Origin of the sequence: Persicitalea jodogahamensis (assembly GCF_014651615.1) — a bacterium.
GTDB lineage: Bacteria > Bacteroidota > Bacteroidia > Cytophagales > Spirosomataceae > Persicitalea > Persicitalea jodogahamensis.
The window spans coordinates 1,867,833-1,879,990 of record NZ_BMXF01000001.1; the positions used below are offsets into that span (position 1 = coordinate 1,867,833).

Below are 12,158 nucleotides of genomic sequence, written 5' to 3' on the forward strand. Positions count from 1 at the left end.
AAAAAACAGCACAGACCCTACCGACAACCCGGCCCGTCGAACACATATGAATTGCCTTTCTTGCTAACAGTCATGTTGATAGACTCTGCGATAATGGACAGCGTTGCATCCAGGCTTTCACCTTCGTAGCGTCCCGTCAGGCGACATTCGGCCAGAGCTTCGTCGGCAAGTTTCACTTCGGCGTGATAGCCCTGGCTCAGCGACTTCACCACTTCGCCAAGCTGGGCTGCCCGAAAGTCATAAACCCCGGTGCCATAGGCCGCGGCGTTGGGATTGGCGGATAACGTGACAAATGCCGTGTCGGACTGCACCTCGACGCCTTCGCCGGGCAGCAGTTCCATCACTTTTACCGATTTGCGTACCTCTACCTTGCCACTTTTTACGTCCACACGCACCGCTTCGTCGTATGCTTTTACATTGAACGAGGTTCCCACCACTTTGATTTCGGTACCGTTTGCCTGAATAATGAACGGGTGCATGGCGTCGGGTACTACGTCGAAAAATGCCTCACCTTCCAGGCTGACCGAGCGGCTGTCTCCTGCCAGCCCCTCAGGGAAAGTGAGCGTCGAGTTATAGTTCAGGAGTACTTTCGTCCCGTCGGGCAGCACTTCTTCGAGGGTATTTTCCTGCGTACTGACCGACATCATTTTCGGGCTTTGGGTATTGTAGAAATAAAACCAACCAAAGCCCACCGCCAGCAAAGCGACTACCGCAGCGGCCCACATCGCAGGCGAAAAGCGCCGACGGGCCGGGAGTGGTAACGTCTCTGCTTCGGCTACGTCAGGTACTTCATTACCCTGCATCTTTGACCGCACTTTTTCCCAGGCAGCATTGGTATCGATGGCAGGCTGCTGACTGCCCATCATCCCACTGCGTGCCCAAAGCTTGCGGTACCCTTTGAGTTCATCCAGGTGGTCCGGCGAGGCATCGAGCCACGCCTGCACTTGCTCGATTTCCTCGCGCGTAGCCGTGCTGGCCAGGTAGCGGGCCAGGAGGTCGTCGGATAGGATAGGAGTAGAGTTGTTCAATGGATAACGGACAATGGATAATGGACAAAGCTCATTAATCTTTCAATCAAGAATTGCGAAAATAGCAGGCCCACTACCGGAAGATAATCGGCCAACTCTTTCCGCATGATTTTCAGGGCTTTGCCGATTTGGTTTTCAATGGTTTTTATGGAAAGGCCCAGTTGATCGGCAATCTCCTGGTACTTCAATTCCTCAAATCGGCTCATCCTGAAAACTACCTGGCATTGCTCGGGTAGTTTGCTCACGGCCCGTTCGATTCGTTTTTCCAGTTCGCTGCCGTAAATGGCTTCCGTGACCGAATCGTGGCTGTCGGTCTGGAAGTGCAGCGAATAGGCGCGGTGCGTTTCGCGCACGCCGTAATGTTTGATTCTGTTCAGGCAATGGTTGTGGACCGCGCGGTAAAGGTAGGCTTTCAGCGAAAGTGTGATTTCAAGATCACTCCGCTTCTCCCAGATAGTCAAAAACAGGCCCTGCGTCACCTCCTCGGCTTCGTCGCTATCTTTCAGGAGCGTATTGGCGTAACGGCACAGTGGTTCGTAGTAGGTACGGAACATCTGCTCGAAAGCGGACTCCTGTCCCTGCCGGATAGCTTGCACGATTTCCGGGTCGGATAGCTGAACCAAGGCGAGTATTTTTGTTTTCGGCAAAAATACATAATCCGCTTCGGCTTCGGCTGCCCGGTTGGTAAGAAAGGTTGCGGTCAAGTTTGAATTCCTTTTTTCCTGGGACAAGTTGCGCTTGGCCTGACCCCTACGCGCCTGCCAAGAAAATATTTCTTTAATGTTTGATGGGGGAAAATCAGAACCGAATTGTCACAGGGCAAATAAGCAATCAACTCATTATTTATTAGCCATGAAAAAGCCATTCTCCTCATCAGTTCTCAAAATTGCTCTCGTCCTCGTTGTCGTAAGTAGTTTGCAATCCTGTATTTACATTAACACCCGCGACAACGACATTCCGCCGCGCGGTGTCGCAACGCGCGATCTTAATCTGAATAATTTCGACCAGCTGGCGATGGGAAGCGCCTACTCCATTCGGGTCAAGAAGGGTGAAAATTTTAGCATCAAGGCGACGGGCGAGCTCAACGATCTGGACGATCTGGACGCCAGTGTGAGCCGGTCGGGTGTGCTGGAAATCAAGTACCGCAATACCTGGCGCAAAAGCCGCGATCGTATGGATATCGACATCGTCATGCCCAGCTTGCGTGGCGTCGACTTCTCAGGGGCTTCCGTATCAACCATTGAAGGCTTCGAGAACGAACGGACCTTGGACTACCGACTCTCCGGCGCTTCCAAATCCACGTTCATTGGCTCGGCAGACCGGCTGGGCATCGATTTGTCCGGTGCTTCCGAACTGACTTTGAACGGAAGGAGCGGGTTGATTATCGGCGAGATTTCCGGCGCTTCACAACTTTATGCCTTCGATTTTCCGGTAGACGAGGCCGACCTCAACCTTTCCGGCGCGAGCCGCGCCCGGGTTCGGGTGGTCAAGTTCCTGAAAGTGGATGCCAGCGGGGCCAGCAACGTGCGTTACCTGGGCAATCCTACGGTAGAGCAGCGCCTGTCGGGTAGCAGCAGCGTGGCTCGCGAATAAGGTGGTACGGGCCGTACCATAAGAAAATCATTTTATCATTCCGTACTTTGCCCTGGCGCTATTGCGCGACATCCCGTCGTAGTGCCACCACTCGGTTGTATTTTGCCGAAAGCCAGCCTGCGTCATGGCCTGGCGCAGAATTTGGCGATTGGCCAACTGCTTCCTGCTGAGCTTGCCCTGGGCCAGCATTTGTGACTCCATGCGCGGGTAAGCCAGCGGACCGAAGAAATCGTAGGGGGTTCCCATATCCAGGGGAGCCCCTTTTTCATTGGCCACCGTCAGATCCACGGCGCAGCCGAAGTTGTGAATCGAGCCAATCTTTGGGTCGGCGACGTACTGGGGTTTTTGCCGTAGGGGGACATCCAGGGCATCCCAAAGTATATATTGTACCGAATTGGGGCGGGCAGCGTCGTAGATGAGCAGCCGGTAGCCGGGATGAGCTTTTCGCAGGGAGGCACTGGCCTTGGCCAGTTTTTTAGCGATGTCTGGTTGCAGATAGGCGTTCTCTAAATCGCCGTACACATCTTTTTTTACAAAATTGTCAGTGGTTGAATACTTCAATTCTACGGCAATAGTAGAATCGACCGTCTGCACATTGACCAGTCCCTGCTTGATCATCTGCTGTTCCAGGGCGGGAATCTGGGGTGGAGGGGGCACCGAATCGACGGTGGCGACTGTATGTATCGGGCTATCCGGCCTTTCTACATTTTTTGAAGAGCTCTGGCAAGCACAGTTTCCCCAAAGAATCAGAAGAAAAATCAAACTATTTTTTTTCATAAAGAACATACGGGTTATTCAGCAAAGGTCTTTCGCTCTGAAGCATTTCCAGTAAATTACCGGAATATCTTCCAGAAACGAAAAACGGCCAGTCGGGCATTGTACTGGATTAAACACTCAGTCTTGCTATCTTCGCCCATTACTCGACCGTGGATTTATGAAAGAAATAAGTGTGCTGCTGGCTGACGATCACGAAGTAGTACTGGATAGCCTGGCGATGATGATTGCATCGCTGGAACGCGTCAACGTCCTGGCCACCGCCACCAATGGATTGGAAGTGCTGGATAAACTGACCCACCTGCCCGTGGATATTGTATTGTCAGACATGCACATGCCCGAGCTCAGTGGCATTGAACTGGCTTTACGGCTCCGGGAGCATTATCCCGCCACGAAGCTCATTCTGCTTACAATGGAAGAGGAGCCGGAAACCATCCGCTCAGCCATGCAGGCGGGCGTGTGGGGCTACGTGTTGAAGAGGGCCACCAAGAAGGAACTCGAGAAGGCGATCTTGTCCGTAGCCGATGGTGCCAGGTACTTCACCGAGGAAGTTCATCGGCAGCTGGCCCAGATCGAAAACGAAGCCACTCCGAATGGCCACGAAACGCCCGATAGCATCCAGTCGCTGAGCAAGCGGGAAATCGAAATTGTCCGGTTGATTGCCAGTGAAGTATCGAGCCAGGATATTGCCGATCAATTGTTCATCTCTCCAAGTACCGTCGAGACACACCGCCGGAATATTTTCAAAAAACTCGACATTCACTCAGTCGTGGCCCTGACGCGCTTCGCGATCAGGAACAAGATTGTTTAACGGGATTTTCAAAAAAGTGTGGAAGGTTTTCTGACGGCCAGAACTAGTTTGTTGAAAGTCGCGACCTGAATTTCCACGAGTTCACCTTCGGTGAGTTGATTGTAAACCTTATCCGTCGGATACACTTTGGCCAGCTTGTCCTTGAATTCCCAGTCCAGTATCAGCGAGAGGGTCGAAGTGCCGGTGTCGGCGTTGAAGTTGCTGACTTTTTGAGCGATGCGGGCCCGGCCCACGTGTTTGGTGTTTTTGTCGAGAGTTTTATTGATCCGCCTGGCAAACAAGTACCAGAACAGACCGATGCCCAGCACCGCCAAAATACCGAAACCGACGATCAGTCCGGGGTCGGAGTCTTTGATGACGAACCGAAAAAAAAGAATGCCGATGATGCCAATGGCCGCGATTTTCATGCCCGAGCCAAGCTTTTTCTTCCGGGCCTGAAGGTAGGCTATATCTTCGGCGGACAAGGGCAACACTTGGGCCGTACGGCTATCGGCCGGCCAGGAAGGGGTGTAGGGAATGTCTTCCATGATCGAGGGTTTGGAGCTGAAAAGGGTAAATTAATGGAAACGAGGAGTTTTGCCAATTGGAATTGGCTCTAATTAGTAAGCGGTTATCTTTACCCGCCATTTTACCCGTGCCCAATGAAAAATTCCGCTACTCTGCTCCTGATTTTTTTCGCAATCGCTTCGCCTGCCGTACTTTCCCAGAGTATGACGAAGCCACAAATCGAAGCCAGCGTGGACCAATCCCTGAAAGGTAGTTTACTCACCTTCCGGGATTTTTTAGCTCTACCCAACGACGGAGGGTACCCTGAGCAAATCGACGCTAATCTGCGGTGGTGCGATAAGGCATTCACAGACCTGGGCTTTGAAACTCAAAAAATTGTTTCCAGGGGTGTTTCGCATCTTTATGCCCAAAAAGTCATCGATCCTAACAAAAAAAGCGTCCTGTTTTATTTGCAAATCGACGGACAACCCGTCGATTCCTCGGCCTGGAATCAGCCCAGCCCGTTTCGAGCGGTTATTAAGGACAAGAACGGTAAGCTGGTCGATTGGAAATCGCTGGATACGGCTATCGATCCTGATGACAAAATATTTGCCCGCTCGGCTTCCGACTCCAAAGGCCCGGCTTCCTGCTTCATGACTGCCCTGAAAATCATGCAGGAAAAAGGCGTCGCGGCAGATTTTAATATCAAGGTCATCATGGATTTTCAGGAAGAAATGAGCTCTCCGACCATTGCCCAACTCGTGCAGGACCACCGCGAACTACTGGCCGCCGACCGTCTGCTCATCATGGACGGAACACGCCACATTTCTAATCTTCCCACGCTGACTTTTGGCGCCCGGGGGATCGCTACGATTACGTTGACGGTATTCGGCGCAAAAGAGAATTTGCACAGTGGGCAATACGGCAACTACGCCCCCAACCCCGCCTTTGCCCTGGCGCGGATTTTGGCCAGTATGAAGGATAAAGACGGACGTGTGCTGATTGACGGCTTTTACGAAGGGATAAAAATCAGCGACGCCGACAAAAAAATATTCGCCGCCATTCCCGAAGACTTGCCGGAACTTGACCAGCGACTGGGCATCAATCAGGCCGAAAAAGTAGGTGAAACCTATGAAGAGTCCATGCAGTTTCCGAGTCTGAACGTACGCGGGATGCGGTCGGGCTGGGTAGGGAAGGAGGTCAGGACCATTATACCCTCCACTGCCGTGGCCGAAATCGACATCCGATTGGTACCCGAGACCGAAGGTCAACGCATGGTGGATTTGGTGAGGAAGCACATTGAGGCACAGGGCGTGACCCTGACCAGGTCTGTGCCAACTGACGCCGAGCGGGCAAAGTACCCTTTGCTGGCATCCTTTGACTACCGGATCGGAACCAAGCCGTTCCGCACGGACATTGATTCTGACATTGGGCATTGGCTGGATAAAGCCATGACTCGCGCCGTGGAAAAGCACGTGAACATCAGGGCCACCGGTGGCTCGCAGCCGATGGCCACTTTCATAGAAACGCTCGAACTACCTGCTGTATCCATTCGTATCCCCAATCCTGATAACAACATTCACGGCCCGAACGAAAATATCAGGATAGGCAATTTTCGGGAAGGCATTAAAATGTGCTTAGCCGTGCTTACGGAGAAGCTTTAACTAACAGATTATTAAAATAATACGCTTTGCAAATAACTTCATGAAACAGCTCGACCTTGATTTCGTCCGCCAGCAATTCCCTGTTTTCAAAACGGAACTGGGCCAGAAAATCGGCTTTCTCGACAACGCGGGTGGCAGCTACGTGGCGGGGGCCGTCATTGATCGCCTGACCGATTTCTATACCAATTATAAAGTACAGCCATATGGTGCCAATCCGCTGTCCAACAAGGCAGGAGAAGCCATGGATTTGGGGCGGCGCACGATGGCTGAGTTACTGAACGTGTCGGCTGACCTGGTTACGCTGGGAGCGTCATCCACCCAATGCTTCAACACATTATCCATTGCCTGTACCCCCTTGGTAAGTAAGGACAGCGAGGTTATTGTCTCTGAGCAAGACCATGAATCGAACATTGGCGGTTGGGAGCGCCTGTGCCAGCAACAGGGCGCAATGCTGAAAATCTGGCCGGTTGATCCCGAAAGCGGTGAACTGGCGCTGGCAGATTTGGAAAAACTACTCACCGATAAGACCGCAGTGGTTGCCGTTACACACAGCTCCAACATCATTGGCACCATCAACCCGATTCGCGAAATAGCCGGATTGGTGCATCGGATTGGCGCAAAACTCATCGTGGATGGCGTGTCCTACGCCCCGCACTGCTGGCCCGACCTCGATTCACTTGGGGCGGATGCTTATGTGTTCAGTACCTATAAAACCTATGGAACCCACATGGGGGTGATGGTGGTGCGGGAAGATTTTCTCGAACTGTTGGCTCCGCAATGTCATTTTTTCAACATTCCATACCTCAACAAACGCCTTGACTCCGCCGGACCAGACCATGCCGCTATCGCTGCCCTGGCCGGCATTGGCGATTATTTCTCCGCGCTGCACGACCATCATTTTGCCGGGAGCGAAAACCTGCCCTTACACCAAAAAGCCCGCGTCGTGGCAAAGTTGATGAACCGACACGAAAACGAACTTTGCAATCTGCTGCTGGAAAATCTGAGTGAGTTGCCAGTGCGAATCCTGGGCCGAAAAAACATTGAGAAACGCGAAGCCAATATTGCGCTTGCATCATCCGTAGTCGCCTCAAAAAAGCTGGCCGATGGATTGGTGAACTATGATATTGCGGCCAAAAATGGCCATTTCTACGCTTACCGATTGTTGCAAGCGATGGGTGTAGAAGACTTGAATGACGGGGTGCTGCGAATCAGTCTTTCGCATTACAACACGCGGGAAGAAGTAGAGCGGTGCGTAGCCGGTTTAAGGGAAATGCTTGGATAGATTCGACACAGAAATTCGATTTTCAAGCTGAGTCATTCTTGTGTAAAATTTTATTTACTACTATCCCGAATAAGTACCTTGACAAATTCCATCCCGAAATCTCGGCCCGGGGTGACGATATCTTCATAACGGCGGCTGAGTGGGTAGTCGGGCTTTATTTCCGGATCATCGGCGGGTTTTATATCGTGATAGAGCGTTTTGAGCGGAATCCGGACACGAAATTTTGAATTGGGTAGTTTGATTACCCTGAAGCGAGCCGCAAAATCGCCCCAGTAGGCACCACCGGGCGATTCTCCCACGAGCGTGCCAATACCTTGATTGCGCGCGTGGGCCAATACCGACACCGAGGCAGAGAAAGTAGCCCCATTGACCAGGAAGTACAGGTTTTCCCGGTACCCATACTTCCTGGCTGGTTTGAAGTCCTTTTTTCTGGACGTATTGCTGCGCCATAGTCCGGTGGTGCGATCATGGTGGTGTGTAAGGAAAAAGGCCACCGGGCTAATGGGATTGAGATCCATCGTGACATAGGGGAAAACGGCCCCTGGTTTAAGGGTGGATTCTCTGAAAACCGAAAATGGTTCAGGCAATAAGTACGAAAGCAGCCTTCCTGAATTGACGATTGCCCCGCCGCCATTCCCTCGCAGGTCTATGACCAGATTCTGGTAGTTTTTCTCCTTGATTTTGCGGAAAGCCTGCCGCAATTTGCGCTTGAATTTCAGATTGAGAGGATCCCCTTTCTTGAATTTGGAGAAGGTTGTAACATCCAGTACGGCTCCGTTGATAGTACTGTCTAGTTTGCTAAGCGCCAGGTTCTTTGTGATTCGGATATCTTTCGGATAGCGTTTTTTAAGGTATTGGTTCGAAACTTTGCTCGTCTGGCTGTGTACGTACTTTTGCAGGGTGTCGCCTGTACTCACCGCTGCCGTATCCACGCGCACGTAGCTGACGAGCAGTGAGTCTTTTACACCAAACCAGGCGGCATAACGGCCCGGAAAAGCAACCAGCGTACGGAACATGCGCCCCGTAGGAATGTCGGCGTCTGCTCCGGCCCGAAAATTATCGGCAAGTAGCTCGTGCAAATAAGCCATCGGCTCTCCTTCTATGGACAGCAGTTCCGTACCCCGTCGAATGGTAGAATCCGCCGAGGTATTGTAGGCGACATAATACTTCCCGCCCACTTCCCGAATTACAAAAGGCAGATAAGGCGTGTTTTTATCGGTACTTCTTTTGGGTTGACCGAGGTTCATGTGCCCGTCTTTCTGGCTATTGATGAGCGGTGCGATGCGTCGGAAAAAATCACGGTTGGTCAGCGAATCCGGCAGCCCGGCAACCAGAGAATCCCGGAGGTTTTCATACGCCGCTTCTGAGTTATAGTAGCCCAGCCCCGGATACCAGCTACTCAATTTTTTATTGAGAAAAGCGATGTCCTGGCGCATTTCCTGACGAGTCAGCGTCGGGGCCTGCTGAGCCTTGCGGCTGCAGGCCGCGCTTACGAGCAGCAATAGAAGAAATAGATTGACCCGGGTGTTTCTCACTTGCTGCCAAATGCCATTTGATCCAGCGAATACTTCCCCGGCCCTGTCAGGAACAACGTAATGAAAGCCAATGTGAAGAGCACTGGTAGCTCCTGCTTATTCAATGGGTCGCCGCCATGTACAATAAAGAGTGCTACCAGCATCGTAATCACCAATGGTACCAGGGCTGCGCGGGTGAATAGCCCCACGACCAACAGCAGTGAACACACAAATTCGGCAAAAATAGCCAGCAGGAGCGATGGTTCTTCACCAAGCCCGATCGGGTTGCCGAAGCCGTGGTCGCCGCTTAGGTATCTCTGAAGCTTGGGAAATCCGTGGCCCGCAATCATCATCAGTCCAAATCCTACGCGCAGAAAAAGAACGCCCAGATTGGCGTTGACAGAGAGAATGGTGGGTTTGAAGAAGTTGTTCGACATAAGCAGAGATTAGTAAAAAGAATGATTAACGGGAGGCTGAGCCGGAGATTATGAAATTCTTTCCAAAAATGCATCGTGATTCTATCAGAACAAAATTTAGTCTAGTCTAAAAATTATTTTGGCACAATATTAATATAAACTACCTTTGTGTTGTGAAAAAGAATAATGATTGGCTGAATAAAAATTATGAGATGTTAAAAAAAATACTTTTGACGGTACTTTCTGTCTGTAATCTAACAGCTTACGCTCAGAATATGCTTGAAGGAACCGTTAACCATAATGGGCAACCTGTTGAGTTTGCCAGCATTGCCGTTCAGGGGACTGCTTTTGGCACTACTGCCGATTCCACCGGAAAATTCACCTTAGGCTCAATCCCCGCCGGAAAACACAACGTCCTGATCTCGGCGATGGGATACAAATCTTATCAGCAAAGCATCACGCTGGGTTCTGGTGAGACAAAGCTCCTTGCCATATCCTTGCAGGAAGCTACCGATCAACTCGATGAGGTTGTGGTGACGGGTACCATGAAAGAGGTATCGAAACTCGATAGCCCCGTTCCGGTGGATATCATCACGCAGAAGTTTTTGTACAAAAATCCGGTTCCAAGCATATTTGAGGCTCTTACTTACGTCAATGGCGTACGTCCGCAATTGAACTGCAACGTCTGCAATACGGGCGACATTCACATAAATGGTCTGGAAGGGCCTTATACCATGGTTTTGCTGGATGGAACACCCATAGTGAGCGGACTTTCTACGGTTTACGGCCTAGTTGGGATTCCCAATAGCCTTATCGAGCGCGTGGAAGTAGTGAAGGGGCCGGCCTCCACACTTTACGGTTCCGAGGCGGTGGGAGGACTGATCAATATTATTACCAAAAACGTCAGTAAGGCACCGACCTTCTCGGCGGATGTGTTCAGCAGCAATTGGCGCGACTTGAACGTGGACCTGGGCTTTAAATTCAACGCGGGTGAAAGAGTTGCCTCCTTACTCGGCGTGAACTACTTCAATTACCAAAACCCGGTCGACAATAATGGGGATGGTTTTACAGACCTGACTTTGCAGCACCGGATTTCGGTTTTTAACAAATGGTCGGTGAGACGTCCGCAGAACCGTGCCGCATCGCTGGCGGTCCGCTATTTTTACGAAGACCGCTGGGGTGGCCAAATGAACTACTCACCCGCTGAGCGCGGCGGCGACCGGGTCTATGGCGAGAGTATCTATACCCAGCGCTTCGAGGCCGTTGGTTTGTACGAGCTTCCGACGACGGAGAAACTCACCTTTCAGTATTCGCTCAACTCCCACGCCCAGAACTCCTACTACGGTACTACACCCTATGTGGCCACCCAACGCATTGCGTTCGGACAACTGCTGTGGGACAAGCAGGCGGGCAAACACAATCTGCTGGCTGGCCTGCCACTGCGCTATACCTATTATGATGACAACACGACCGGTACATACTCGGAAGTGACCGGAAACCGTCCCGACCGTATATTCCTGCCCGGGATTTTCGTGCAGGATGAAATAAAGAATGGGGCTCATAGCCTGTTGCTCGGCGCGAGGTATGACTACAATTCCCGGCATGGCAATATTTTCACGCCCCGCGTGGCTTACAAGCTAAGCCTCAATAAAACCGACGCCTTACGCCTGAACGTTGGGCGCGGCTATCGCGTAGTCAACCTGTTTACCGAAGAGCATGCCGCACTTACCGGAGCGCGGGAGGTAGTTGTGAAAAGCGCGCTCAAACCCGAGCAAAGCTGGAACGCGAACGTGAATTTTGTTAAAAAAATAGTAACGGGGAACTCGTTTGTGGGTCTGGACGCGTCACTTTTTTATACCAGGTTCAGCAACCGGATCCTGCCAGACTATGATACCAACCCCAATCAGATTATTTATGATAACCTCGATGGCTACGCCGAATCCAAGGGCGTTAGTCTGAACCTGGACGTGAACCTTTATGCCCCGCTCAAGATTGTGGCGGGTGCCACGCTTATGGATAATGTGCAGGTACGAAACGGCATCAGAATCCGCCCCATCCTGACCGAGCGTTTCATGGGTACCTGGGCCCTTACCTACGATTTTGCCCGCGCCGGGCTGACAGTAGACTATACGGGTAATGTATACGGTCCCATGAGGTTGCCCCTGCTCAGCGATACCGATCCGCGTGCCGAGTATTCGCCCGTGTGGTCGTTGCAAAATGTTCAGTTCACCAAAAAACTAGGTACCCGCGCCGAAATTTATGGTGGCGTTAAGAACCTGCTGAACTTCCGGCCGCCCGCAAATTCCATTGCCCGACCTCACGATCCGTTCGATAAAAATGTGCAATTCGATGCATTGGGGCAGGTGGTAGCCACTCCCGCCAATCCATACGGCTTGACTTTCGACCCCAGTTACGTATATGCGCCCAATCAGGGAATACGGGGCTTTTTAGGCTTTCGGTATCAAATTCGGTAATTGTACTATCCCGAAAAAAAATGGTAGGGTTATAATTATTTCAAGTGGTGATAAATTTATTTGGCTGAAAATCATTGTATTAAAAATAATGTTTTTTACCTTTGCCGGGTCAATCA

At 51.4% G+C, this 12,158-nt stretch carries 11 protein-coding genes; 5 read left to right on the forward strand and 6 right to left on the reverse strand.

What is annotated here, in order from left to right; translation table 11 throughout:
* Positions 1-17: 17 nt before the first annotated feature.
* Together IE117_RS07650 and IE117_RS07655 are read right to left on the reverse strand one after the other, a co-directional pair.
* Positions 18-1,028 carry a FecR family protein gene (locus tag IE117_RS07650; RefSeq protein WP_189563701.1) on the reverse strand — a complete coding sequence of 337 codons (1,011 nt, stop codon included), beginning with the start codon at positions 1,026-1,028 and terminating at the stop codon, positions 18-20.
* Positions 1,025-1,732 carry an RNA polymerase sigma-70 factor gene (locus IE117_RS07655; protein WP_374757953.1) on the reverse strand — a complete coding sequence of 236 codons (708 nt, stop codon included), beginning with the start codon at positions 1,730-1,732 and terminating at the stop codon, positions 1,025-1,027. Before IE117_RS07655 ends, IE117_RS07650 begins: the two co-directional genes overlap by 4 nt.
* A 148-nt stretch (positions 1,733-1,880) precedes the next feature.
* Here IE117_RS07655 and IE117_RS07660 point away from each other — a divergent pair, with 148 nt between their 5' ends.
* Entirely contained in the window at positions 1,881-2,621 is a 741-nt protein-coding gene (locus IE117_RS07660; protein ID WP_189563702.1) for a head GIN domain-containing protein, read from the forward strand.
* Positions 2,622-2,648: 27 nt separating this feature from the next.
* Here the strand turns inward: IE117_RS07660 and IE117_RS07665 are convergent, their stop codons facing one another.
* On the reverse strand, positions 2,649-3,278 hold the full coding sequence (locus IE117_RS07665) for a M15 family metallopeptidase (protein WP_229580492.1): 630 nt from the start codon (positions 3,276-3,278) through the stop codon (positions 2,649-2,651).
* Between the two features lie 277 nt (positions 3,279-3,555).
* On the opposite strand from IE117_RS07665, the gene IE117_RS07670 reads away from it, so the two are divergent.
* Complete coding sequence (locus IE117_RS07670) at positions 3,556-4,206, forward strand: response regulator (RefSeq protein ID WP_189563704.1); 651 nt, start codon at positions 3,556-3,558, stop codon at positions 4,204-4,206.
* Between the two features lie 8 nt (positions 4,207-4,214).
* Here the strand turns inward: IE117_RS07670 and IE117_RS07675 are convergent, their stop codons facing one another.
* Positions 4,215-4,733, reverse strand: a complete 519-nt coding sequence (locus IE117_RS07675; RefSeq protein ID WP_189563705.1) for a hypothetical protein — start codon at positions 4,731-4,733, stop codon at positions 4,215-4,217.
* Between the two features lie 114 nt (positions 4,734-4,847).
* Here IE117_RS07675 and IE117_RS07680 point away from each other — a divergent pair, with 114 nt between their 5' ends.
* Both IE117_RS07680 and IE117_RS07685 read left to right on the forward strand, forming a co-directional pair.
* Positions 4,848-6,356 (forward strand): M20/M25/M40 family metallo-hydrolase, encoded by a 1,509-nt coding sequence (locus IE117_RS07680; protein ID WP_189563706.1) that lies wholly within the window; start codon positions 4,848-4,850, stop codon positions 6,354-6,356.
* Positions 6,357-6,396: 40 nt separating this feature from the next.
* Positions 6,397-7,638 (forward strand): aminotransferase class V-fold PLP-dependent enzyme, encoded by a 1,242-nt coding sequence (locus tag IE117_RS07685; RefSeq protein ID WP_189563707.1) that lies wholly within the window; start codon positions 6,397-6,399, stop codon positions 7,636-7,638.
* Positions 7,639-7,688: 50 nt separating this feature from the next.
* Here IE117_RS07685 and IE117_RS07690 read toward each other — a convergent pair whose 3' ends face one another.
* Together IE117_RS07690 and IE117_RS07695 are read right to left on the reverse strand one after the other, a co-directional pair.
* Entirely contained in the window at positions 7,689-9,140 is a 1,452-nt protein-coding gene (locus IE117_RS07690) for a S41 family peptidase (protein ID WP_229580495.1), read from the reverse strand.
* Positions 9,141-9,169: 29 nt separating this feature from the next.
* On the reverse strand, positions 9,170-9,589 hold the full coding sequence (locus tag IE117_RS07695; protein WP_189563709.1) for a DoxX family protein: 420 nt from the start codon (positions 9,587-9,589) through the stop codon (positions 9,170-9,172).
* A 191-nt stretch (positions 9,590-9,780) separates the two neighbouring features.
* Here IE117_RS07695 and IE117_RS07700 point away from each other — a divergent pair, with 191 nt between their 5' ends.
* On the forward strand, positions 9,781-12,042 hold the full coding sequence (locus tag IE117_RS07700) for a TonB-dependent receptor (protein WP_189563710.1): 2,262 nt from the start codon (positions 9,781-9,783) through the stop codon (positions 12,040-12,042).
* Positions 12,043-12,158 lie beyond the last annotated feature (116 nt).

What these genes read in the sequence shown, in the direction of transcription:
- IE117_RS07680 (WP_189563706.1), top strand. Translation starts at nt 4,848, where the DNA reads ATGAAAAATTCCGCTACTCTGCTCCTGATTTTTTTCGCAATCGCTTCG.
- IE117_RS07660 (WP_189563702.1), top strand. Translation starts at nt 1,881, where the DNA reads ATGAAAAAGCCATTCTCCTCATCAGTTCTCAAAATTGCTCTCGTCCTC.
- IE117_RS07700 (WP_189563710.1), top strand. Translation starts at nt 9,781, where the DNA reads ATGTTAAAAAAAATACTTTTGACGGTACTTTCTGTCTGTAATCTAACA.
- IE117_RS07685 (WP_189563707.1), top strand. Translation starts at nt 6,397, where the DNA reads ATGAAACAGCTCGACCTTGATTTCGTCCGCCAGCAATTCCCTGTTTTC.
- IE117_RS07675 (WP_189563705.1), bottom strand. Translation starts at nt 4,733, where the DNA reads ATGGAAGACATTCCCTACACCCCTTCCTGGCCGGCCGATAGCCGTACG.
- IE117_RS07695 (WP_189563709.1), bottom strand. Translation starts at nt 9,589, where the DNA reads ATGTCGAACAACTTCTTCAAACCCACCATTCTCTCTGTCAACGCCAAT.
- IE117_RS07670 (WP_189563704.1), top strand. Translation starts at nt 3,556, where the DNA reads ATGAAAGAAATAAGTGTGCTGCTGGCTGACGATCACGAAGTAGTACTG.